Raw genomic sequence first — 2986 nt, 5'->3', positions numbered from 1 at the left:
TCGATCTTCAGGCCACTGGCACGGCAGAGCTGAGCGCCGCCCTTCAGCGCAGCGGCGGCTTTACGGGTGCCGTCACCCTGACCCTGCTCAATCCGCCTATGGGTCTCAGTGCAGCCGCCGTGACGGTTCCAGCTGGAGCAAGCACTGCCAAGCTCAGCCTCAAGACTGATGGAACCAGCGTGGCTGGAGACGACACCCTGACCTTCGCAGCCGATGCAGGCACGCTGCACAAAACTGTGCAGGTCAAGATCAACGTGGCCGCCGCCCCCGTGCCGGTGGGCCAGGCCGCCCTGACCTTGGTCGCCACCCCCGGCAGCCTGAGTGTCAAGGCGGGTGTTCCCACCACTGTGGCCGTCAAGGTGACGCGCAGCAACGTCACCGGGCCGGTGACGTTGCACCTGGCCAACCTGCCCATCAACGTCACGGCAGCGGATGTGGTGATCCCTGACGGACAGGATAGTGCCGAGATGACGCTGGCTCAGAACGGTAACTCCCCGGCGGGGAGCAGCACCATTCAACTTCAGGCCAGCTCGGACACGGTCAAGACCTCGCTGAATCTCCCCCTGACGGTGGAGAGTGCCGAGAGCCTGCCGACTGCGCCCACGGTGAGCGCCACCAGCCCCGCCTCGGACGCACAGTCTGTCAACAGCGCTGGGCTGAGCGTGGGTGTGACGTTCTCGCAGGGCATGAAGAGTGACGTGGCCAAGACCATCAGCATCACGCCGAATGTGGCGAACTTTGCGTGTCTGGTGAATGATGGGAGTGTCGAGATCCAACAGGTCAACTGCGCGGGCGACTTCCAGCCAGGCGTGACTTACATCGTGACGGTGGCGACCACCGCCCAGAACGCCGCTGGTGTGGCGCTGGCCCAGCCGTACAGCTTCAGCTTCAAGACGGCGGCGCAGGCCAATCCCGATCCTCTCCCGCAGAGTCTGACATTAAGCAGCACGACCAGCAGTCTGAGCATTAAACCCAGTGCGCCCGCCACTCTGAGCGTCAAGGTTCAGCGCAAGAACTTCACCGGTCCGGTGAAGTTGCACGCCAACAACTTACCCGCCAATGTCACGGCACCTGACGTGGTGATTCCTGACGGTCAGGACAGCGCCACCGTGACCTTGACCCAGACCGGCAGCAGCCCAGCGGGCACCAGCACCATTCAGATTCAGGCCAGTGCCGGAAATGTCAGCGCCTCGCTCAATCTCCCCCTGACGGTGCAGAGTCCGATTCTGATTGTGACCACTCCCAAAGTTATCGCAAGTCTCCCCACGTCGGGCCAGCAGCAAGTCGACCCCGCCGGTCTGGGTGTGATGGTCAAATTCTCGGAGCCGATGCAGGCCAGTGCGGCGCAAGCCATCACCTTGAGTCCAGTTGTGCCGAATCTGAAGTGCAACATCGTTCCCAACAAACCTGAGACGGTTTCCTGTACCGGTGACTTCGCGGGCAATACCTCGTATGCCGTGACGATGAGTACAGCTGCGAAAAGTACAGCAGGTGTCGCGTTGGCTCAGCCGTACACCTTCAGCTTCAAAACTGCGCCCGCAGTCATTGTCGTGCCGCCGAGTGGTGACACCACACCGCCCAAGGTGACCAGCTTCACGCCGACCAACAGCAGCATCGGTGTGGCCCATAGCCCACTGAACATCACTGTGAACTTCAACGAGGCGATGAACAAGACCACGACACAAAAAGCCTTTCAACTGCTCGTGCCGAACGTGACCGATAGCAAGAAGAGCTTTAGCTGGAACGCGGCAGGCACGGTGATGACCATGACGTACAACGAGGTGTTGCCCTACGGCAGCAACGTGGTATGGGGCATGAGCAGCATTGCCACCGATCTGGCGGGCAACCCGCTGGCACAGGCCAACAGTGTCGGCGGCAGCTACCGGTTGGTGCGGCAAGCTACTCTGAAACTGTATAGCGAAAAAGACTGGAGTACAAATTTGATGTTCAATGTAGAAAACAATGAAGTTATGACGACAACCGGACCATACTCTCAAGATGTTATTGGTAGAGGCAAGGATGGTAGTGACAGATACATACAGAGGGCATTCCTCCAGTTTGACATAGGAGCGCTGACCGATTTCAGCAAGATCACCAAAATTAACTCAGCAATTCTCAACATCTATACTGTATTGCACCAGGGTAATCCTCAGGTTCTGGGAGATTTGGACGCTGTAAATATCAATACTCCGAATTTTACTCAAGACAGTGCATTGTGGAATGCGCCGGTTGCCAATTCGGGCCAGAACTTGCGACATATTTATCAGGGTTCAGGGGCTGGTTACAATACCCTCGACATTACAGTGCCGTTTACCTACAACGTCAAGAATCCTGGCCTATCGGCTGTGATGTCGCAATGGCGTATCCAGCGAGAGTTTGACAATTATCTATCAAGTCAGGACTTCAACTTTCGCCAGACCTTTATAGGGTCAGAAAGGATGCAGGACATCAACAAGCGTCCCTACATCCAAGTCACGTACGAATATCCCTAAGCCCTAAATTATCACTCGTTTAGAGAATCCTACTCATTGCTTGGGAGCAGGATTCTCTTTTGTTCTGTTTGGGCTCAAGGAGAGTTATGAAGAACGCTGTGAAGGTCTCTGGTCTGCTGCTGGTCATGTTGCTGGGTGCATCGGGGGTACGGGCCTGCGCCGTCAACCCGCAGAAGATGTTCAACGGGCGCGTCGCCGTTCCCAAGTCGCTGGTGCGTGAATGTAGCTATGCCTGGCAACAGTGGCAGAAACACCCTGGCAAAGGCCGCCCCCTGCTGCGCTGGGCTGAAATGTGGAGTGCTCCCGCCACCGACAACGTGGCCCCGCAAGACCTCCGCGACCTGGTGACCCAGTTGGGCTACCAGAAAACCGACAAGAAGATCCACAGCACCGATGCCGTGTTTCAGGGATCGGAACTTTACTTCGAAGGCAAGGACAAATCGTTTCTGGTGGTGGAGCTGTTCTTCGTAGGTGACCGGATGAACGTCTTGATC

At 57.3% G+C, this 2986-nt stretch carries 2 protein-coding genes; both read left to right on the top strand.

Annotated elements, in window-relative coordinates; all coding sequences use genetic code 11:
* Positions 1–2492, top strand: a 2492-nt coding sequence (locus FNU79_RS18740) for an Ig-like domain-containing protein (protein WP_143722309.1), incomplete at its 5' end; no start/stop codon positions are given.
* Between the two features lie 86 nt (positions 2493–2578).
* On the top strand, positions 2579–2986 hold a 408-nt coding region (locus tag FNU79_RS18735), incomplete at its 3' end, for a hypothetical protein (RefSeq protein ID WP_143722308.1).

Origin of the sequence: Deinococcus detaillensis, from assembly GCF_007280555.1 — a bacterium.
GTDB classification, from domain to species: Bacteria; Deinococcota; Deinococci; order Deinococcales; family Deinococcaceae; genus Deinococcus; species Deinococcus detaillensis.
The sequence above is the reverse complement of the archived record's forward strand: the minus strand, read 5'-3'. Positions and strand labels throughout refer to the sequence as shown.